We start from the raw sequence: 17,696 nt of genomic DNA on the forward strand, positions 1-17,696 counted from the left end.
CACGCGAGAGGAACACGTCATGAGTTTGAAAGGCAAAACCCTGTTCATCACCGGCGCCTCGCGCGGCATCGGCCTGGCGCTGGCGCTGCGCGCCGCGCGCGATGGCGCCAACGTGGCGGTGGTGGCCAAGACCACGGAACCCCATCCCACGCTGCCCGGCACCATCTACACGGCGGCCGCGGAAATCGAACAGGCAGGCGGACGCGCGCTGGCAATAGCGTGCGATATCCGCGACGAAGAACAGATAGCAGGCGCCGTAGAACAGACGGTGGACCGCTTTGGCGGTATCGATATCTGTGTGAACAACGCGTCGGCCATCAGCCTGGCGCGTACGCTGGCGCTTGATCCCAAGCGCTATGATTTAATGCATGACATCAATGCGCGCGGCACCTACATGGTCAGCCGCGCGTGCGTGCCCCGTTTGCGCGAGTCGGACAATCCGCATGTGCTCAACATGTCGCCCCCGCTCAACCTGGTGCCCGCATGGTTCGCCCCGTATCCCGCCTACGCCATGGCAAAGTACGCGATGAGCATGTACGCGATGGCGATGGCCGAGGAATTCCGCGAGGACGGCATCGCCTTCAACACGCTGTGGCCGCGCACCATGATCTTCACGGCGGCGGTGCGCAACCTGCTGTCGCCATCTGGCGCGGCGCGCAGCCGCAAGCCCGAGATCATGGCCGACGCGGCCTGGCACATCCTGACCCAGCCCGCGCGCAGCACGACGGGCCGCCACTTCATGGACGACGAAGTGCTGATCGCCCACGGCGTGACGGACCTGCGCAAGTATCGCGCGGTGGAAGGAGAGGGCGGCTTGCAGGCCGACCTGTTCGTGCCCGAGGACTGGACGCCGCCAGCCGGCGTGCTGGTCTGACCCAATTGACCTGATTCCATCCCATTTCCGAATTCGAGGAGACGTTCCATGTTTGAGAGCAGAGAACACGCCGACTTGCGCAAGACCGTAGCCAAGTTCGTCGACCAGGAAATCAATCCCCACGTGAGCGAGTGGGAAGCGGAGAAGATCTTCCCCGCCCGCGCGCTGTTCAGGAAGCTGGGCGCGCTGGGCCTGCTGGGCATCACCAAGCCGGTCGAATTTGGCGGCATGGGGCTGGACTACAGCTACGCCATCGCCTTCGCCGAAGAGCTGGGCCGGATCGACTGCGGCGGCGTGCCGATGGCGATCGGCGTGCAGACCGACATGGCCACGCCGGCGCTGGCCCGCTTCGGCTCGGACGGACTGCGGCGCGAATTCCTGGCCCCGTCCATCGCCGGCGAGCTGGTGGCCTCGATCGGCGTGAGCGAGCCGGGCGCGGGCTCGGACGTGTCGGGCGTGAAGACGACGGCCCGCAAGGACGGCGGCGACTACATCATCAACGGCACCAAGATGTGGATCACCAACGGCATGCAGTCGGACTGGATCTGCCTGCTGGCCAACACCTCGGACGGCGCGCCACACAAGAACAAGTCGCTGATCGTGGTGCCCATGAATACGCCGGGCGTGCAGCGCGCCAGGAAGATCGACAAGCTGGGCATGTGGTCGTCCGACACGGCGCAGCTGTTCTTCGACGACGTGCGCGTGCCGCAGCGCTACCTGATCGGCCAGGAAGGCGCCGGCTTCCAGATGCAGATGCAGCAGTTCCAGGAAGAGCGCATGTTCGGCGCCGCCATGTGCGTCAAGGGGCTGGAAAAGCTGGTGCAGACCACCATCGACTACACGCGCGAGCGCAAGGCCTTCGGCGCTTCGCTGCTCGACAACCAGGTGATCCACTTCCGCCTGGGCGAGCTGCAAACGGAGATCGAAGCGCTGCGCGCGCTGATCTACCGCACCGGCACGCTGTACCACGCCAATCCGGACAGCCTGGAAGTGGTCAAGCTGGCTTCCATGTGCAAGCTGAAGGCGGGCCGCCTGTCGCGCGAAGTGACGGACAGCTGCCTGCAATACTGGGGCGGCATGGGCTACACGTGGGAATCGCTGCCGGCGCGCCTGTACCGCGACTACCGCCTGACCTCCATCGGCGGCGGTGCGGACGAAGTCATGCTGGGCATTATCGCCAAGCTGATGGGCACCCTGCCGGGCAAGCGCGGAGCCTGATATGGCCATCATCGCTTCGCAGCTCGACACGCAGTCGGAGAGCTACGCGCGCCAGCGCGAGGACATGCTGGCGGCGCTGGCCGAAGTGCGCGCGGCCGAGGACATGGTGCGCGCCACAGAGGCTGCGCGCCAGCCGCAGTTCCACCAGCGCGGCCAGCTCACCCCGCGCGAGCGCATCAACCTGATGCTCGACCGCGGTTCGCCGTTCCTGGAAATCGCCTCGCTGGCCGGCCTGCGCCAGCACGACGACAAGGATGGCTCGCTCGCGGGCGGCAATACCATCTGCGGCATCGGCTACGTGGGCGGGGCGCGGGTGATGCTGAACGCGTCCAATAGCGCCATCAAGGGCGGCACCGTCACGCCCTGGGGCATGCGCAAGACGCTGCGGATGCAGGAAATCGCGCTGGCGCAGAAGCTGCCGCTGATTTCGATGATCGAGTCGGGCGGCGCCAACCTGCTGTACCAGGCCGAGATCTTCACGGACGGCGGACGCATCTTCGCCAACCAGGCGCGCCTGTCGGCGGCGGGCATCCCGCAGATCACGGTGGTGCATGGCTCCAGCACGGCCGGCGGCGCCTACATGCCGGGCCTGTCCGACTACGTGGTCATGGTGCGCAAGCGCGCCAAGGTATTCCTGGCCGGGCCGCCGCTGCTGCTTGCGGCCACCGGCGAAGTGGCGAAGGATGAAGACCTGGGCGGCGCCGAGATGCACTGCCAGGTGGCCGGCACCAGCGAATTCCTGGCCGAGGACGACGCGGACGCCATCCGCATCGCGCGCGACATCGTGCGCAGCCTCGATTGGAACAAGGATCGCCCGGCCGCGCCGGCGGCGCAGGTGCGCAAACCACTGTACGACGCCGAAGAATTGTGCGGCCTCGTGCCCGTCGATTACCGCAAGCCCTACGATTGCCGGGAAGTGATCGCGCGGCTGGTGGACGGCAGCGACTTCCTCGATTTCAAGGACGAATACGATGCCCACACCGTCTGCGGGCGCGCGTCCATCCATGGCATGGCGGTGGGGATCATCGGCAACAACGGCCCCATCACGGCCCATGGCGCGGCCAAGGTCGGGCAGTTCATGCAGCTGTGCGACCAGGCGAACATCCCGCTGGTGTTCCTGATGAATACCACGGGCTTCATGGTTGGCAGCGAGAGTGAGCAGGGCGGCATCGTCAAGCACGGCTCAAAGATGATCCAGGCCGTGGCCAATATCCGCGTGCCGCGTATCACGGTGGTGATCGGCGCCTCGTTCGGCGCGGGCAATTACGGCATGTCCGGGCGCGGCTTCGATCCCGATTTCATTTTCGCCTGGCCCAACGCGCGCACGGCCGTCATGGGCGGCGAGCAGGCGGCCAAGGTGCTGTCCATCGTCACCCGTGAAAAGTGGCTGAAGGAAGGGCGGGCCGTATCGGAGGCCGAGGAGGCGCAACTGGCCAAGATGGAGATGGGCGTGGTGCGCCAGTTCGAGGCCGAGTCGCACAGCCTGGCGGGCACCGCGCGGCTCTACGACGATGGCTTGATCGACCCGCGCGACACGCGCCGGGTGCTCGCCTACACGCTGGCTATCTGCCGCGAGGCGAAACTGCGTACCACGCAGGCCAGCAGTTTCGGCGTCGCCCGATTCTAGGAGCGTTCCATGCAGACTATCGAAGATTCCGCGCTGCAGGCACGCCGCGAAGGCGCCGTGCTGCACCTGACGATCAACCGCCCGGAAGCGCGCAACGCCATGAATGCGCAGCTGCTGGAAGAGCTGATCGTCGCCTTTGAAGCCGTCGCCGCCTGCACGGAAGTGCGGGCCGTGGTGCTGCGCGGCGCGGGCGGCAATTTTTGCGCCGGTGGCGATGTGAAGGACTTCGCCCGGCTGCGCCGCCAGGAGGCCGCACCGGGGACAGATCCCGTGGCCGCGTTCAACCGCCGTTTCGGCACGCTGCTGGAACTGGTGAATGGCGTGCCGCAAGCGGTGGTTGTCGTGGCCGAAGGGGCGGTATTGGGCGGCGGCTTCGGCCTGGCCTGTGTGGCCGACGTGACGATCGTGCGTAACGACGCCAGCTTTGGCTTGCCCGAGACGAGCCTGGGCGTGATTCCGGCACAGATCGCGCCCTTCGTCGTGCAGCGCATCGGCCTGTCGCAAGCGCGGAGGCTGGGCGTGTGCGGCGGGCGGTTTGATGGTGCGGAGGCTTATCGGCTCGGGCTGGCCCATTTCGTTGAGTACAGCGACGCGGCGCTGGGCGCGCGCGAGGCGCAGGTGCTGGCGCAGATCATGCGCTGCGCGCCCGGCGCGAATGCCGTGACCAAGCAGATCATGCTGGCCGTGGGTGGCGAACCGCTGGGGCAGGTGCTGGACCGGGCGGCAACCCTGTTTTCAGCCGCGTTGAACGGGCCGGAAGCGGCCGAAGGCACGCAGGCGTTCGTGGAAAAGCGGCTGCCGCAATGGGCGGCGGCCGGCAATGTGGAGACGGGTGAAGCAGATGTTCGATAAAGTCCTGGTCGCCAATCGCGGCGAAATCGCGCTGCGCGTAATCCGCGCCTGCAAAAAGCTCGGCTACGCGACGGTGGCCGTCTATTCTGAAGCGGATCGCGACGCCCTGCATGTGGCGCAGGTCGACGAAGCCGTGGCGATTGGTCCCGCGCCGGCCGCGCAATCGTACCTGGTGATTGAAAAGCTGGTGCAGGCGGCGCTGGATACGGGCTGTGGCGCCGTCCATCCCGGCTACGGCTTCTTGTCCGAGAGCGCGGCGTTCGCGCGCGCCGTGCAGGCGGCGGGACTGGTGTTCATCGGCCCGGACCCGGAAGCCATAGCCGCCATGGGCAACAAGAGCAACGCCAAGGCGCTGATGCTGGAAGCGGGTGTACCGTGCGTTCCCGGTTGCCATGACAATGCACAGGGCAACGATCAGGACGATGCATTCCTGGCTGCGCAGGCGCTGAAAATCGGCCTGCCCGTGATGGTCAAGGCGGCGGCCGGTGGTGGTGGGCGTGGCATGCGGCTGGTGCACGAGCAGGCGCAACTGGCCGCCGCCATTGCCTCCGCGCGCAGCGAGGCCGCCAATGCGTTCGGCGATGGCCAACTGCTGATCGAAAAGGCCGTGCTCAACGCGCGCCACGTGGAGATCCAGGTGTTTGGCGACCGGCACGGCAATGTCGTGCACATTGGGGAACGCGATTGTACGGTTCAGCGCCGGCACCAGAAAGTGGTGGAGGAGTGCCCCAGCCCGGCCGTGGATGACGTACTGCGCATGCGCATGGGCGCGGCCGCCGTGGCTGCGGCGCGCGCGGTGCGCTATGTGGGCGCGGGCACGGTGGAGTTCATGCTGGCCGAGGACGGGCAGTTCTACTTCCTGGAGATGAATACGCGGCTGCAGGTCGAGCATCCCGTCACCGAGATCGTGTACGACCTCGACCTGGTGGAATGGCAGTTGCGCGTGGCGCAGGGCGAAGCCTTGCCGCTGGCGCAGGAGGCGATCCTGGCACGGCGCAAGGGCTGGGCCATCGAGGTGCGCCTGTGCACGGAAGACCCCGCACAGGGATTCCTGCCGCAGACGGGAACGCTGCTGACGTGGCGTGCGCCAACCGGGCCGCGCATGCGGGTTGATCATGGCTTGCGCGAGGGCGGCGTCATCGCGCCCAATTACGATTCCATGCAGGGCAAGCTGATCGCCAGCGGCGCGGATCGCGAACAGGCGCGCCGCACGCTGTTGCGGATGCTGGACGAGACGGTGCTACTGGGCGTGCCGAGCAACCGCGACTTCCTGCGCCTGGTGCTCGCCCATCCCGCGTTCGCGTCGGGCCGGTTCTCGACGGACTTCATCGCGGAACACTTCCCGGCTGGCCAACTGGTGGCCGCGCTGGCAGGCGACACGGTGCACCGCGCACTGGCCGCGCTGCTGTTCTACCGGCAGGATGCCGATGCGCTGGCCCAAGGCGAAGGGCTGGACTGTGAATTGATGGAGTGGCAAAGCTCCGCCGCCGCCGCCGTGGCGGTGCGACTCAGGTGTGGCGACGGCGTGTTCAAGGCCAGCGTGCGGCCATGTGGCGCTGGACGTTACGAAGTTCAGACGGAAGAAGGCGGCGTCACGCTGGTACTGGAGCGCACTGGCCAGCTTGTCCGCTTCGTTCACGACGGCGTGGCGCAGACTGCGCAGGTGGCAAGGGCGGGCGCGACCCTGTGGTTGAGCTGCCGGGGTGCGACGCTGGCATACCAGGACGTGACGCTGGCGCCAGCGGCCCGTGGCGGCGCTGCCAGCGATGGCCGCCTGCTGGCACCGATGGATGGCAAGATCATTTCCGTGCTGGTGGAAGCGGGCGGCGCGGTCACGAAAGGCCAGCCGCTGGCGGTGCTGGAAGCGATGAAGATGGAGTTTTCCGTGACCAGCCAGGTGGACGGTGTGATCGAGGCGCTGGCCTGCAAGCCTGGCCTGCAAGTCAAGGCGCGCCAGCTATTGATGACGGTGCGGGAGCCGGCCCCGGAATCGGGGACGTAACACCATTCTTCAATCGGGCGTGTGCCGGGCGACCGTCTCCAGCACCACGTCGCGCAGCCGTCCGACCACGGGACCGGGATCGGATGCGCCAAACAGCAGGTCCAGCCCGACCTTGGGCAGCGGTGGCAGGGCGGGCGTATCGAGGGTGCGCAGCCGGGAAGGCAGACCGACCTCCGTGCGCACCGTCACGCCCAGCCCCGCCGCCACGGCGGCCCAGACGCCGCCCAGGCTGGGACTGGTGAAGGCCACGCGCCACGCGATGCCGGCCTTGTCCAGCGCATGGGTGGCGGCCGTGCGCATCAGGCAAGGCGCGTCGAACAGCACCAGCGGCACCGGCTCGGGGCTTGCGATCAGCGCCTGCGGGTCGCAGTCATGCGTGCCTATCCAGCGCATGCGCGTCTCGCCCACCGCTTCCGCATGGGGGCGCGGCGCACCGGCATTCCAGGCCAGCGCCAGGTCCAGCTGGCCCGCCGCGATCTGCTCCGCGAGCACCGCATTGCGGGCCACGCGCGCCTCTATCCTCAGCCTGGGATGGGCGCGGGCGAAGCGCCCCAGCACATCGGTCAGGATGTGCTCCCCAAAATCCTCCTGCATGCCGAGCCGGATGCTGCCTGCCAGGTCCACGCCGCGCACGGCCGTCGCCGCTTCATCGTTCAATTCCAGCAGGCGGCGCGCGTAGCCGAGCAGCGATTCACCGGCCGCCGTCGTGGCCATGCCGCGCCCGGCCTTGCGCAGCACGGGCGTGCCAAGTTGGTCCTCCAGCTTCTTGAGCTGGGCGCTCACGGCCGACGTGGAGCGGCCCAGGCGGTCGGCCGCCTTGGCAAAGCTGCCCAGATCCACGCCCGTGACGAAGCAGCGCAGGATGTCGAGGTCGAAAGTGATTCTACGCATGATTGTCCTGATTTTCGGGATTGTCTATTCAGATATTCCTGATTTTCAGGATCAAGATAGTCGCGTATCGTGTCCCTGTCAAATCAACACATGGAGAACGACCCTATGACGACAGGTTCCACCGCAGGACAACAGAGCATGGGCGCCATCGCCCCCAAACTGGCCGAGCTGACCGACAAGGTGCTGTTCGACGACGTCTGGCAGCGCCCCGGCCTGTCGCTGCGCGACCGCAGCATGGTGACGGTGGCGGCGCTGGTGGCCATGTACCGCCTCGAACAACTGCCGTTTCACCTGGCGCGTGCGCTGGAAAACGGCGTGACGCGCGACGAGCTGGTGGAGCTCATCACCCACCTGGCGTTCTATTCCGGCTGGCCCACGGCGGCATCGGCCATCAACCTGCTGAAGCAAAACCACTGAAGGAGCACATCATGCCCATGAGCCGCATTTCGCTATTGAAGGGAAAATCGCCCGAGTACCTGCGGGCCGTGTCGGACAGCCTGCACCAGGCGCTGGTGGACACGTTCGGCGTGCCGGCGGACGACCGCTTCCAGGTCATCCACCAGCACGAACCGTATGAAATGAGCTTCGACCGCCACTACATGGCCGGCCCGCGCTCGGACGACTACATGCTGATCAACGTGACGGCCGGCCGCGCCCGCAGCACGGCCGTCAAGCAAGCGTTCTACGGCCGGCTGGTCGAACTGCTGGCCGAGTCGCCCGGCGTGAGTCCGCAGGACGTGATGGTGGTCATCACCACCACCCAGGCGGACGACTGGTCGTTTGGCGGCGGTGAGCTGTATGCACCCGGCGCCGCGTGGCAGAACGCGATGGCGGAGGCGCAGCCATGATGGCGATGCAATACAGCTTCGTGCTGCCGGCCGACTACGACATGGACATCATCCGCCACCGCATCGCCAGCAAGGGCCATATGCTGAACGATTTTCCCGGCCTGGCGTTCAAAGCCTACCTGAGCGCCGACAGGAACCGTGGCGGCACGGCCGAGAACCTGTATGCGCCGTTCTACCTGTGGCGCGAGCCGGAAGCCATGCATGCCTTCGTCAATGGTCCAGGTTTTGCGGGCGTGGCGCAGGCGTTCGGCTGGCCATCGATCAAGACGTGGACGGTGTGGCATAGCTGGCTGTCCGAGGACGTGGCGTCAGCCCGTCAAGCACGCCGCATTGTCAAGCCGATCGCGCCCTACACCGCGCTGGCGGCGTTGCGGGAGCAGGAGCAGGTGGCAGCGAACGCGCTGCGCGACGGTGGTGCGCTGGCCGTGGTGGTGGGATTTGAGCCGGGCAGCTGGTCGCTGGTGCAGTTCTCGCTGTGGCGCGACGCAATAGAGTTGCCACCGCAGCCGCAGGAACAGCGTTACGAGGTCGGCCATATGTCGGTGCCTTAGCCCCGGGGAGCCGTGCTCACCATGCGTTGACTCCCGGTTCTTTGGACGGGAACCAAAAATTTGGGCGGCGATGTCAAAATCCCATGTTATTCTCATGGCGAGACAACGGCACCGGACCCCGAGAACGTCATGGCGAAGCACTCATCCATTTCTACCACCGCGGCCGCGCTGGCGTGGCTGCTCACTTTTGGCGCTACGGCCTGGGCCGCGCCTTCTGTCCGCCTGGCGATGGCTGACCAGCCGGTGCGGGTGATCCGTGCCGCCGATGTGTACCAGGCCGTCAACGGCACGCCACTGGAACAGGACGACATCGTCGAGACCGGGGCCGGCGGGGCTCAGCTTGAGCTCGACAGCGGCACCATCGTGGCCGTCGGCCCACAAACCCGGCTCTACCTGTCTGCAATCGGCGCCGCACCGAAAGGCAGCACCGAGCTGGCGCTGCTGCAGGGCTGGATCAAGGTGCAGACCGGCGCCGGCCGCGCCATGGTCGCCGCCGAGGCGCTGCAGGCCAGCGTGGGGGGCGGCGCGGTTGTCGTCTTCAGCCGGCCGGGGCGCGATGCCCTGTTCGCCGATTCCGGTGAACAGCTGGCCGCGCCCGTCACCGGGCCGGGCAAGGCCGGCCCCATGCAAAAAGTGGCGTCCGAGAGCTATGTGCAGGCCGACGCCGGCAAGCCCCTGGTGATGCAGCCCCGCGCCGATCCGCAGTTCCTGCGCGATATGCCGCTACCATTCCGCGACCGGCTGGCGCCCGCGCCGCAGCCGGCCAAGCCGGTCAAAGTGCCGGCGCAACGCCAGCGCGCCGTCGATTTCGCCGACGTCGAAGGCTGGTTGCGCTGCAGCCTGGCCGTGCGCAAGCATTTCGTGGCGCGCTTCCATGCGCGGCTGCAGGATCCCCGTTTTCGCCAGCAGCTGGACCAGGCCCTTGGCCATGGCAGTGAATGGCAAGCCGTGCTGCATCCCGTCGTCAAACATCCGTCCACGCCGTAACGCCGGCGCCGCAACCTTCATCCAACCTCGCAGGAGCCGATATGAAGTTGTCCATCGCAAGCAAGTTCAATCTGGTGTTCGTGACCATTTTCGCCGTCGGCTTCGTGGCCGCCGGCTTCATCGCCGACAGCCTGCTCAAGCAGAGCGCGCGCGAGGAGACCTTGCAAAATGCCCGCTTGCTGCTGGAGGCGGCCAAGAGTGTGCGCGGCTATACGGCCAAGCAGATCCAGCCGCTGCTGGCCAACCAGATGAAGTACGAGTTCCATCCGCAGTCGGTGCCGTCGTATTCGGCGGTGGAGAACCTGAACGTGATCCTCAAGGCCTATCCCGATTTCTCGTACAAGGAGGCGACGCTGAACCCGACCAACCTGCGCGACAAGGCCACCGACTGGGAGGTCGACATCGTGCAGAAGCTGCGCAAGTCGCCGGAACTGACGGAGTATTCGGGCGAGCGCGAGACGGCCACCGGCCGCAGCCTGTACATCGCGCGGCCGCTGCAGATCAAGGATGGCGCCTGCCTGAGCTGCCACAGCACGGCCGCCAACGCGCCCAAGACCATGGTCGACATCTATGGCCCCAACAATGGCTTCGCATGGCAGCTCAACGAGATCGTCGGCGCGCAGGTGATTTCCGTGCCGATGGCCGTGCCGCTGCAGCGCGCCAACGCCATCTTCCGCACCTTCATGCTGTCGCTGCTGGGCGTGTTCGTGGTGGTGCTGATCGCGCTCAACGTGATGGTGCACCTGCTGGTGACGCGCCGCATCACCCACCTGGCCCAGGTGGCCGACCAGGTCAGCATGGGCAAGTTCGACGCCGAGGAGTTCCAGGTCAAGGGCGGCGATGAACTGAGCGCGCTGGCGCAGTCGTTCACGCGCATGCGCACCAGCCTGGCCAGCGCCTTGAAGATGCTCGATGAATAAGCGACCAGGAACCCGATGACAGAAAAGATAGGCAAGTACCGGATCGACGGCAAGCTCGGTAGCGGCGCCATGGGCGTGGTCTACCGGGCCTACGACGACAACATCGCGCGCGTGGTGGCGCTCAAGACCATCCGCACCGAGCTGCTGGACGGCCATTCCGGCGCCGAACTGGTGGCCCGCTTCCGCAATGAGGCGCAGGCGTCTGGCCGGCTGGTGCATCCCAATATCGTGGCCGTCTACGATTATGGCGAGGCCGATGGCGTGACCTACATCGCGATGGAATACGTGGATGGCAGGCCGCTCAACGACTTCCTGGCGCCCGACGTGCCGATGGACTTGAGCGCGAGTGTGGCCTGCATGTCGCAGTTGCTGGCCGCGCTGGACTATGCGCACGCGCGCGGTGTGGTCCACCGCGACATCAAGCCTGCCAATCTGCTCATCACGCCCACGGCCCAGGTCAAGATCACCGACTTTGGCGTGGCCAAGATCGAATCGTCCACGCTGACCCAGGTGGGCGACGTGATAGGCACGCCGAGCTACATGTCGCCCGAACAGTTCCGCGGCGAGCGCGTGGATGGGCGCTCCGATATTTTTGCTGCCGGCATTCTGCTGTACCAGATGCTGACGGGGGCGCGGCCGTTCACCGGCGCCGCTTCGGTGGTGATGCATCAGATCCTCAACACCATGCCGCCCCCGCCCAGTGAGCGGCACGCCGGCCTGCATCCCGCGTTCGACGCCGTGCTGGCGCGCGCGCTGGCCAAGCGGGTGGAAGACCGCTACCAGACGGCGCGCGCCTTCCTTGCCGCGCTGACCGACGCCCAACTGCAGCACACGGGCGGGGTGCCGCCCGGCGAAGAGGACAACGAGCGCACCGTGCTGGCGTTCAGCCGTCCCGCCCCGCGCCCTGCGCCGCCGCCGCACACGGGCGCGGGCGGCCAGCACCATAGCGCCGCCGGGTCCAGCGGGGCAGCGGGCAGCGTGGGCCATACCGCTTCGTTGTCGGCGTCGGCGCCGCAGTGGCTGGTGGAAGTGGCGCCCGAGCTGCAACTGGCGTTGTCGCTGCAAATCGGGCCCATGGCCAAGCTGCTGCTCAAGAAGGAGGCGCACGACGCGGCCGACCTGGACGTGTTGTGCCGCCGCCTGCTGGTGCACATCACCACCGAGCAGGGACGTGAGGCCTTCCAGGCCAGCGTGCAGACCATCAAGCGGAAAATGGGCCTTGGTACGGCCGGCACCACGTCTCTGGCGCGCAGCGGTGCGAGCCTGCCGCCTTCGCAGCTGAGCCAGGTGGCCAGCGGCGGCACGGCGCTGCAACTGAGCGCCGAGGTGATGGAACACGCGCAGCAAAAGCTGCTGCCTTACGTGGGGCCGATCGCCAAGGTGCTGGTCAAGCGCTTCGCCAAGGTGACGGGCGATCCGGCGGAGTTCCACCGGCTGCTGGCCGAGCAACTGCCTAATGAGCAGGACCGCGCCAAGTTCCTCAGGGAGATGGGGGGGTGAGATCGTCGCCGGGCATGGCGTCGTGGCAGACGACGCCAGGCTTGTTGCCGTCCCGCTCGCGCTCCGTAGGAGATGACGAATGGGGTACGTCCCCAATTTCAAATTTCGGTATGTACCCCAAATGTGTCCAGCTTAGATATCGCGGCCGTTGTAGTGCTGGACGGGGATGGCGTCCAGGTCGATGCCTTCGAGGCAGCGGATGTTGATGGCGGCGACCTCATTGCCTTGCGGGTCCACGCCTTCGCCGTACGGGTGGATGCCGCACACGGGGCAGAAGCGGTGCTTGATCACGTGCTTGTTGAAGGTGTAGGTGCTGGCCGCGTCCTCCGGCGTGCGCAGGCGCAGTTCGGCCTTGGGGACGAACCACAGCAACGAGCCCTTGCGCTGGCAGATCGAGCAGTTGCAGGCCAGCGCCCCCTTGATTTCACCTTCCACGTCGAACGCCACTTTGCCGCAGTGGCAGCTGCCTTGGTATTTCATGGACGACCTCCCAATAAGTTGTTGTGTCGATAATTCTTGCATAATTTTCCACAGATCGCCAGCACACCATGCCTGTTTGCTTAAATGGCAATAAATACGCTTCCTATCGGGCAATTCGCATCTGTTTGATGCACATCAAGAAATTTCCGCTAACACATCGTTACTATGAGCGCTTTGATTTTGGGCAAAGAAGGCGAGCATCATGCGTAACGATGGCGCGAAAGTGAAAAGTATTATTGCCAACGCGTCGCTGTACCGCATGCTGACGCCGCAGCAGGTTGAACGGGTCGCCCAGCACACGAACGTGGTGCGGGCGGTGGCCAATACTGCCGTGGTCCAGCAGGGCGACCAGGCGCTGGGCACTTTTTGGGTGGTGTACGGCCAGGTCCACATCGGCATCCACAGCAAGCAGGGCGTGGTGCGCAACCTCGCCATCCTCGGCGGCAGCACGTGCTTTGGGCTGGGCGAAATGGTGATGGGGCAGGCGCACCAGACCTGCGTCAAGACCACGGCCGACACCATGCTGCTGCATACTGACCGCGAGGTCATCTTCGAGATCGCGGACGAGAATCCCGCCTTCGCGCGCGAAGTGATGACGTGCCTGGGCCGCCAGTTCTGCAGCCTGGTGCGCGACGTCGGCAGTTCCGCGCTGAGCGCCCACCAGCGCGTGGCCGATTACCTGATGCGGCAAGTCGATGAGCGCGTGCCCAACGCGGAAATCGCGCTGGTGGCCAACAAGGGCGCCATCGCCGCCCGTTTGAGCCTGACGCCGGAGACCCTGTCGCGCGTGTTCCGCGACCTGAGCCAGGACGGTCTGATTGAAGTGAACAAGCGCCGCATCACGGTGCGCGACTGGGACCGCATCGAAGCCATGCTGGCCTGAGCGCCGCCCATCGGGGCGGTTTCAGTCGTGATGGCGGGTGTGTTCGGCGCGCATCCCGTCCATGGCCCGTACCAGTTCGTCGTAGCGGGGCCGCAGCAACTTGTCGAACATGGGAAACAGGATGCCTTCTTCCTTCAGGTTGTGCTGCTCGGTGGTCAGGCGGAAGGTGTCGGCGTGGTCGGAAAACTCGATCACGTCGCGGCGCTTGATGGCCATGCTCATGCGGTACATGATTTCGCACAGTAGCTGGTGTTCGGCGTGCAGCGACTGGGTGGGCGCCGCCGTGTTCGCCAGCAGTTGCTCGAACGCGGGGTAGATCACGCGTTCCTCCATCTCCACGTGGCGCCGCATGGCTTCGGCGAAGGCGAGAAAGGATACAGCCGCCTGTTCCCAGTCTTGCGCCGCCACGAGGCTGACAGCGTCGGCGTACAGCCCGTCGCAGCGGTCGTGGTCGTGCGCGAGGTAGTTGCTGACCTTATGCATGGGTGCTTTTCTCCTGTCGTCGGTACGAAGAAAATTATCCCCCTTCTTTATTCGCCATGACCTTGACTTGTGATAAAGAAATTATAAATGGATGTGCATGCCATGCGCATGGCTCAGATGCCTAGCTGGCGCGCCGCCAGTTCCTTCATGATTTCTTCCGCGCCGCCGCCTATCATGCATACCTTCACTTCGCGGTAGATCCGCTCGCTCGCCATGCCGCGCATGTAGCCCATGCCGCCCAGCGTCTGCACGGCCTGGTCGGCGCAGAACTGCATGGTTTGCGTGGCGTGGTTCTTCAGCATGCATACGTCGGCCACCCAGTCCGGGCCCGTTTGCTGGCGGTCGGCCCGCCCGGCCACGGCATTGAGCCAGGCACGCGTGGATTCGATGCGCATCTTCATGTCCACCAGCTTGTGGCGCACCACCTGGTGATGGACCAGCGCGGCGCCGAAGGTCTTGCGCTCGCGGGCCCAGGCCAGCGCCTCGTCGTAGCAGCATTCGGCCATGCCCAGCGCCATCGCGGCCAGCGACATGCGCTCGCCATTGAAGTTGGCCATCACGATCCTGAGTCCCTTGCCTTCCTCGCCGATCAGGTTGGCGGCTGGCACGCGCACGCCGTCAAAGCGCAGGTGGGCCGTGTCGGAGCACAGCCAGCCCATTTTCTTCAGGCGCGCGCGCGACAGGCCGGGCGCGTCGCCCGGTACGGCCAGCAGGGATACGGCGCCCGCGCCGCCATCGTCCGCCCCCGTGCGCACGGCCACCGTGATCCAGTCGGCCCGCATGCCGGAGGTGATGAATACCTTTTCGCCGTCGATCACGTAGCTGTCGCCGTCGCGCCGGGCCGTGGTGCGCAGCGTGGCCACGTCCGAACCGCCGCCCGGTTCCGTGATGGCCAGCGCGGCGATCTTGCGGCCGGCCAGCACGTCGGGAATCACGCGCTGGCGCAGTTCCGCGCTGCCGTGATGCAGGATGGGCGGCAGGCCGATGCTGTGGCTGAAGGCGCCGGCCATCACGCCGCCGCTGCCCGTGTGGCGCGACAGCGTGACCGACAGCGCGATGCGCAGCGCCCACGGCGCCGGGGTGCCGCCCAGCTCCTCCGGATAGCCCATGCCCAGCCAGCCCAGTTCGGCCAGCTTGCCGTACAGGGCGCGCGGGAATTCGCCGGCTTCCTCCCAGTCTTCCAGGTAGGGCCGCACTTCGCTGGCGGCGAAGCGGCGCGCGGCGTCTTCGATCGCGGCGATGTCGGCGGGAGTAAAGCCATGCATGGTGCTTCCTTGTGCTGTTGTTGACAAATTACCATGCTAGCGGAAGATGGTGGCCAGGTCTAGACATGATGTCCAATACTGTGGCGTAATGGGCGCATGCTTACGCGTTGCCACGGCACGCGTGGGCGGGGCGCTACAATGGCGCCTGTCGTGGCCGGTCCCGGTAGAGCGGCCTGTATGCAATCCGAGAAAGAATAACCAGATGCGATCTGTCACCCTCCGTCCGCGCAACGATGGCGCCGACAAGCCTTCCGCCACCATCGCCAGCGTGATCAGCGCCTGCGAGCGCTTGCTGAACAAGGGCGAGAGCTTCACCACGCTGTCGATCGAGCAGTTGGCCAAGGAGGCCGGCATCGCGCGCGCCACGTTCTACCTGCACTTCCGTAACAAGGGCGAGATCGTGCGCCACCTGATGGCCCAGGTGGGACGCGAAGTGCGGCACGCGGCCAAGGCCAAGCTGGCCAACCTGGACCAGTTTGGGCGCGCTGAATTCCTGTCGTTCATGGAGGATGCCGTCGATATCCAGTACCGCCATCGCGCGGCCATGCGGGCCACGGTGGAACTGTCGGCCTACGATCCCGGCGTGGCCGAGATCTACCGCAGCTTCGTGGACGAGGTGGTGCACGACTTCCGCCGCATTATCGTCAAGCTGGAGGCGGCCGGCGGCGCCCATCCCGACGTGCGGCCCGAGGTGGCCGACATTTTGAGCTGGGCCACGGAGCGCAGCTGCGCCCAGATGCTGCGCGACGAGGACACGCCGGAGCGCCGCCAGCAACTGGCTGAGCTGCTCACGCACGTGGTGTGGAGCGCCATCGCCCGGCCCGCGTGGGAGCCGGGCACCAGGACTTGATCAGGTTTTCAGCTTGATCAGCAGGTTCAGCAGCTTCATGGCGCGTCCCGTGTAGGGCGGCTGGAACAGCATCTGGATCGCCGACACCGGCCCCTGGTAGAACACCGGCCGCAGCTTGGAGAAGGTGTTGAAGCCTTCGCGCGAGTGGTAGTGGCCCATGCCGCTGGGGCCCACGCCGCCGAACGGCAGGTCGTGCTGGGCCACGTGCAGCAGTGCTTCGTTGACCGACACACCGCCCGACATCACGTGGGTGATGTAGAACTGTGCCAGCGCCTTGTCGTTGGTGTACGGGTAGATGGCCAGTGGCCGGTCGCGGCGGTTGATGTAGTCGGCCACCTCGCGCGCGTCGCGGTAGGTGCGCACGGGCAGGATCGGGCCGAAGATCTCGCGCTGCGACAGCAGCATTTCCGGGGTTGGATTGAGCACGATGTGCGGCGCGAACTTGCGCAGCGCGGCATTGGGCTGCTGGTCGCCGGCCAGGTTGATCAGGCGGGCGCCCTTGGCGCGCGCGTCTTCCAGCGTGTGCGTCAGGCGCTCGTAGGAACGCTGGTCGATGATGGACGTGAAGTCGGCGCCGTTGATGTCGGGGTAGCGCTGCGCGAACAGCCGCTTGCAGTGGCCGACGAATTCGTCCACCGCCGCTTCGGGAATGAACACGTAGTCGATGGTGGTGCAGATCTGGCCCGCGTTGAACAGCTTGACCCACAGGATGCGCTCGGCCGCCGTCTTGACGGAATAGTCCGGACCCACGATGGCGGGCGACTTGCCACCCAGTTCCAGCGTGACGGGCGTAAGGTTGCGGGCCGCGTTGGCCATCACGGCGCGGCCGGTGGCGCCGGAGCCGGTGAACAGCAGGTGGTCGAACGGGATCGACGAGAAGGCCGGGCCACGGCCGTTGCCGTCCTCGAAGAACTTGAGCTTATCCTCGGGGAAGTAGTTGGGGCTGATGCGCATCAGCAGTTCGGCCAGGTGCTGCGAGTTCTCCGACATCTTGACCATGGCGCGGTTGCCGGCCGCGAAAATCGAGGCCAGCGGGCAGAAGGTCAGGTTGAGCGGGAAGTTCCACGGCACGATCACGCCCACCACGCCCAGCGGCTGCGGTATCACGCGGTTGGTGGCCAGCGGGTGCACCATGATGTCGATCTTGCGGCGCTGCGGGCGCATCCAGCCTTTCAGGTCCTTGATGGAATCCTTGATCGTTTCAAGCACGACGAAGAATTCGGCGAACAGGGTTTCGAACTCGGAGCGGTTGCCGTAGTCGCGGTTGATGGCGGCCACCAGGTCTTCGCGGTTCTCCTTGAGCATGCGCGCCAGTTGCTGCAGGTCGCGCTTGCGTTCGGCATAGGTGGGTTCAGGGTGGGCCAGATAGGCCGCGCGCTGGCGCTCGAAGCAGGACTGGAATTCAGCCGGAATCTGGACCTGGTCCAGGTGCGTGGTGGGTGCGTTCATGGTCGTTCCTTCTTAT

18 protein-coding genes are annotated in these 17,696 nt (G+C 66.1%); 13 read left to right on the plus strand and 5 right to left on the minus strand.

Going from position 1 to position 17,696, the window contains the following annotated elements:
* Positions 1-19 precede the first annotated feature (19 nt).
* The 5 genes from H3H36_RS00435 to H3H36_RS00455 are packed head-to-tail and all read left to right on the plus strand — an operon-like array spanning position 20 to position 6,573.
* Positions 20-874: an SDR family oxidoreductase gene (locus H3H36_RS00435; protein ID WP_182213011.1), complete on the plus strand. Its 855-nt coding sequence runs from the start codon at positions 20-22 to the stop codon at positions 872-874.
* Positions 875-922: 48 nt separating this feature from the next.
* On the plus strand, positions 923-2,092 hold the full coding sequence (locus H3H36_RS00440; protein ID WP_182213012.1) for an acyl-CoA dehydrogenase family protein: 1,170 nt from the start codon (positions 923-925) through the stop codon (positions 2,090-2,092).
* Position 2,093: 1 nt separating this feature from the next.
* Positions 2,094-3,719: an acyl-CoA carboxylase subunit beta gene (locus tag H3H36_RS00445; RefSeq protein ID WP_182213013.1), complete on the plus strand. Its 1,626-nt coding sequence runs from the start codon at positions 2,094-2,096 to the stop codon at positions 3,717-3,719.
* A gap of 9 nt (positions 3,720-3,728) precedes the next feature.
* The gene (locus H3H36_RS00450) at positions 3,729-4,571 is read left to right on the plus strand and encodes an enoyl-CoA hydratase/isomerase family protein (protein ID WP_182213014.1); all 843 of its coding nucleotides are present in this window, start codon (positions 3,729-3,731) and stop codon (positions 4,569-4,571) included.
* Entirely contained in the window at positions 4,561-6,573 is a 2,013-nt protein-coding gene (locus tag H3H36_RS00455) for an ATP-binding protein (protein ID WP_220459550.1), read from the plus strand. The genes H3H36_RS00450 and H3H36_RS00455 overlap by 11 nt, the downstream gene beginning before the upstream one ends.
* 9 nt (positions 6,574-6,582) lie before the next feature.
* Here H3H36_RS00455 and H3H36_RS00460 read toward each other — a convergent pair whose 3' ends face one another.
* Entirely contained in the window at positions 6,583-7,464 is an 882-nt protein-coding gene (locus tag H3H36_RS00460) for a LysR substrate-binding domain-containing protein (RefSeq protein WP_182213016.1), read from the minus strand.
* A gap of 105 nt (positions 7,465-7,569) precedes the next feature.
* Between H3H36_RS00460 and H3H36_RS00465 the strand changes: the two genes are divergently transcribed.
* The 6 genes from H3H36_RS00465 (at position 7,570) to H3H36_RS00490 (ending at position 12,270) form a co-directional block, all read left to right on the plus strand.
* The gene (locus tag H3H36_RS00465) at positions 7,570-7,881 is read left to right on the plus strand and encodes a carboxymuconolactone decarboxylase family protein (RefSeq protein WP_182213017.1); all 312 of its coding nucleotides are present in this window, start codon (positions 7,570-7,572) and stop codon (positions 7,879-7,881) included.
* An 11-nt stretch (positions 7,882-7,892) separates the two neighbouring features.
* Positions 7,893-8,312 (plus strand): tautomerase family protein, encoded by a 420-nt coding sequence (locus H3H36_RS00470; RefSeq protein ID WP_182213018.1) that lies wholly within the window; start codon positions 7,893-7,895, stop codon positions 8,310-8,312.
* The gene (locus H3H36_RS00475; protein ID WP_182213019.1) at positions 8,309-8,863 is read left to right on the plus strand and encodes a DUF4865 family protein; all 555 of its coding nucleotides are present in this window, start codon (positions 8,309-8,311) and stop codon (positions 8,861-8,863) included. Before H3H36_RS00470 ends, H3H36_RS00475 begins: the two co-directional genes overlap by 4 nt.
* A 129-nt stretch (positions 8,864-8,992) precedes the next feature.
* A complete protein-coding gene (locus tag H3H36_RS00480) occupies positions 8,993-9,850 on the plus strand; it encodes a FecR family protein (protein WP_182213020.1) in 858 nt (285 codons plus the stop codon).
* Between the two features lie 41 nt (positions 9,851-9,891).
* Positions 9,892-10,770 (plus strand): c-type heme family protein, encoded by an 879-nt coding sequence (locus tag H3H36_RS00485; protein ID WP_182213021.1) that lies wholly within the window; start codon positions 9,892-9,894, stop codon positions 10,768-10,770.
* 15 nt (positions 10,771-10,785) lie between these two features.
* Positions 10,786-12,270: a serine/threonine-protein kinase gene (locus H3H36_RS00490; RefSeq protein WP_182213022.1), complete on the plus strand. Its 1,485-nt coding sequence runs from the start codon at positions 10,786-10,788 to the stop codon at positions 12,268-12,270.
* A 132-nt stretch (positions 12,271-12,402) separates the two neighbouring features.
* Here H3H36_RS00490 and H3H36_RS00495 read toward each other — a convergent pair whose 3' ends face one another.
* Entirely contained in the window at positions 12,403-12,750 is a 348-nt protein-coding gene (locus H3H36_RS00495) for a GFA family protein (RefSeq protein ID WP_182213023.1), read from the minus strand.
* A 202-nt stretch (positions 12,751-12,952) separates the two neighbouring features.
* Here H3H36_RS00495 and H3H36_RS00500 point away from each other — a divergent pair, with 202 nt between their 5' ends.
* Complete coding sequence (locus tag H3H36_RS00500) at positions 12,953-13,633, plus strand: Crp/Fnr family transcriptional regulator (protein ID WP_182213024.1); 681 nt, start codon at positions 12,953-12,955, stop codon at positions 13,631-13,633.
* Between the two features lie 21 nt (positions 13,634-13,654).
* Here H3H36_RS00500 and H3H36_RS00505 read toward each other — a convergent pair whose 3' ends face one another.
* Both H3H36_RS00505 and H3H36_RS00510 read right to left on the minus strand, forming a co-directional pair.
* Positions 13,655-14,116: a hemerythrin domain-containing protein gene (locus H3H36_RS00505; RefSeq protein WP_182213025.1), complete on the minus strand. Its 462-nt coding sequence runs from the start codon at positions 14,114-14,116 to the stop codon at positions 13,655-13,657.
* A 113-nt stretch (positions 14,117-14,229) separates the two neighbouring features.
* Positions 14,230-15,381 carry an acyl-CoA dehydrogenase family protein gene (locus H3H36_RS00510; RefSeq protein ID WP_182213026.1) on the minus strand — a complete coding sequence of 384 codons (1,152 nt, stop codon included), beginning with the start codon at positions 15,379-15,381 and terminating at the stop codon, positions 14,230-14,232.
* A 202-nt stretch (positions 15,382-15,583) separates the two neighbouring features.
* Here H3H36_RS00510 and H3H36_RS00515 point away from each other — a divergent pair, with 202 nt between their 5' ends.
* Positions 15,584-16,231, plus strand: coding sequence for a TetR/AcrR family transcriptional regulator (locus tag H3H36_RS00515; protein ID WP_182213027.1), 648 nt, complete (start codon positions 15,584-15,586; stop codon positions 16,229-16,231).
* On the opposite strand, the gene H3H36_RS00520 is transcribed toward H3H36_RS00515, so the two are convergent.
* Positions 16,232-17,680, minus strand: coding sequence for a coniferyl aldehyde dehydrogenase (locus tag H3H36_RS00520; RefSeq protein WP_182213028.1), 1,449 nt, complete (start codon positions 17,678-17,680; stop codon positions 16,232-16,234).
* Between the last annotated feature and the right edge of the window lie 16 nt (positions 17,681-17,696).

This window comes from Rugamonas fusca, from assembly GCF_014042365.1.
GTDB classification, from domain to species: domain Bacteria; phylum Pseudomonadota; class Gammaproteobacteria; order Burkholderiales; family Burkholderiaceae_D; genus Rugamonas; species Rugamonas fusca.

What these genes read in the sequence shown, in the direction of transcription:
- H3H36_RS00435 (WP_182213011.1), top strand. Translation starts at nt 20, where the DNA reads ATGAGTTTGAAAGGCAAAACCCTGTTCATCACCGGCGCCTCGCGCGGC.
- H3H36_RS00440 (WP_182213012.1), top strand. Translation starts at nt 923, where the DNA reads ATGTTTGAGAGCAGAGAACACGCCGACTTGCGCAAGACCGTAGCCAAG.
- H3H36_RS00445 (WP_182213013.1), top strand. Translation starts at nt 2,094, where the DNA reads ATGGCCATCATCGCTTCGCAGCTCGACACGCAGTCGGAGAGCTACGCG.
- H3H36_RS00450 (WP_182213014.1), top strand. Translation starts at nt 3,729, where the DNA reads ATGCAGACTATCGAAGATTCCGCGCTGCAGGCACGCCGCGAAGGCGCC.
- H3H36_RS00455 (WP_220459550.1), top strand. Translation starts at nt 4,561, where the DNA reads ATGTTCGATAAAGTCCTGGTCGCCAATCGCGGCGAAATCGCGCTGCGC.
- H3H36_RS00460 (WP_182213016.1), bottom strand. Translation starts at nt 7,464, where the DNA reads ATGCGTAGAATCACTTTCGACCTCGACATCCTGCGCTGCTTCGTCACG.
- H3H36_RS00465 (WP_182213017.1), top strand. Translation starts at nt 7,570, where the DNA reads ATGACGACAGGTTCCACCGCAGGACAACAGAGCATGGGCGCCATCGCC.
- H3H36_RS00470 (WP_182213018.1), top strand. Translation starts at nt 7,893, where the DNA reads ATGCCCATGAGCCGCATTTCGCTATTGAAGGGAAAATCGCCCGAGTAC.
- H3H36_RS00475 (WP_182213019.1), top strand. Translation starts at nt 8,309, where the DNA reads ATGATGGCGATGCAATACAGCTTCGTGCTGCCGGCCGACTACGACATG.
- H3H36_RS00480 (WP_182213020.1), top strand. Translation starts at nt 8,993, where the DNA reads ATGGCGAAGCACTCATCCATTTCTACCACCGCGGCCGCGCTGGCGTGG.
- H3H36_RS00485 (WP_182213021.1), top strand. Translation starts at nt 9,892, where the DNA reads ATGAAGTTGTCCATCGCAAGCAAGTTCAATCTGGTGTTCGTGACCATT.
- H3H36_RS00490 (WP_182213022.1), top strand. Translation starts at nt 10,786, where the DNA reads ATGACAGAAAAGATAGGCAAGTACCGGATCGACGGCAAGCTCGGTAGC.
- H3H36_RS00495 (WP_182213023.1), bottom strand. Translation starts at nt 12,750, where the DNA reads ATGAAATACCAAGGCAGCTGCCACTGCGGCAAAGTGGCGTTCGACGTG.
- H3H36_RS00500 (WP_182213024.1), top strand. Translation starts at nt 12,953, where the DNA reads ATGCGTAACGATGGCGCGAAAGTGAAAAGTATTATTGCCAACGCGTCG.
- H3H36_RS00505 (WP_182213025.1), bottom strand. Translation starts at nt 14,116, where the DNA reads ATGCATAAGGTCAGCAACTACCTCGCGCACGACCACGACCGCTGCGAC.
- H3H36_RS00510 (WP_182213026.1), bottom strand. Translation starts at nt 15,381, where the DNA reads ATGCATGGCTTTACTCCCGCCGACATCGCCGCGATCGAAGACGCCGCG.
- H3H36_RS00515 (WP_182213027.1), top strand. Translation starts at nt 15,584, where the DNA reads ATGCGATCTGTCACCCTCCGTCCGCGCAACGATGGCGCCGACAAGCCT.
- H3H36_RS00520 (WP_182213028.1), bottom strand. Translation starts at nt 17,680, where the DNA reads ATGAACGCACCCACCACGCACCTGGACCAGGTCCAGATTCCGGCTGAA.